Below are 903 nucleotides of genomic sequence, written 5' to 3'. Positions count from 1 at the left end.
GAAGGAACTCCATCGTCCGCCACCGCCTCCGCGGGACCAAACCTCAGCGCACGCGCGCTACCTCACCGCAAACTCCACTGCCGCGCAGCGGCTTCGTGCTATGGGCGAAAGCGGAAGGGCCGCTCCAGGTGGTCTCGCGTCGTGCCGCCCCGCGTTTTCCGAACGGCCACAATGGCCGCAGGAGAACGATCATGGGAATGTTAGAATTCGATCCGGGTGTTGCGGACCGCCGGGCGTGGAACGCCGGACGAAAGGTCGGCGCGAAGCGTGCGCTAAAGCCGAGACAGGTGTGGGCCGTCCGCTTCTTTCTCGATCAAAACCGCCGTATGCGCGATCGCGCCCTGTTTGACTTGGCGGTCGATAGCAAATTGCGTGGGTGCGACATCGTCGCGGTAAAAATAGGCGATTTGGTGATTGGCGGCCAGATCCGTCATCGGGCAATCGTCACTCAGCGCAAGACGGGCAAACCAGTCCAATTCGAATTGATGGGCAACGCGCGGGCAAGCTTGCTGGCCTGGCTAGAGCGGCGCGGCGGCACGGTGGATGACTACGTATTCCCCAGCCGCGTCGACCGCGCGAGCCACCTAAGCACTCGACAATATGCCCGGTTGGTTGACGAGTGGGTTGTCGGCACCGGGCTGCGCCGCGAGGAGTACGGAACTCACTCGCTGCGGCGAACAAAGGCCTCAATAATCTACAAGGCAACCGGCAACTTGCGAGCGGTGCAGATTTTGCTCGGACACACCAAAATTGAGAACACGGTCCGCTATCTCGGCGTCGACGTGGAGGATGCGCTCGCCTTAGAGCCCGTCTTGAATCTCAAGCGTAACGAGCGAGGCGTCGGAGGATAACGAGGGCGGCGGCAGCGTAGAGGAAGGCTGTTGCGGAACGGATGGTGTTTTC

1 protein-coding gene is annotated in these 903 nt (G+C 61.7%); it reads left to right on the top strand.

Features of this window, described 5'->3' with window-relative positions:
- The first annotated feature begins 191 nt into the window (after window positions 1–191).
- Window positions 192–851, top strand: a complete 660-nt coding sequence (locus IEV62_RS18100) for a tyrosine-type recombinase/integrase (RefSeq protein ID WP_188449989.1) — start codon at window positions 192–194, stop codon at window positions 849–851.
- The last annotated feature ends 52 nt before the right edge of the window (window positions 852–903 follow it).

It is taken from the genome of Sphingomonas psychrolutea (assembly GCF_014636175.1).
GTDB classification, from domain to species: domain Bacteria; phylum Pseudomonadota; class Alphaproteobacteria; order Sphingomonadales; family Sphingomonadaceae; genus Sphingomonas; species Sphingomonas psychrolutea.
This window is presented reverse-complemented; position numbering and strand designations above follow the sequence as displayed.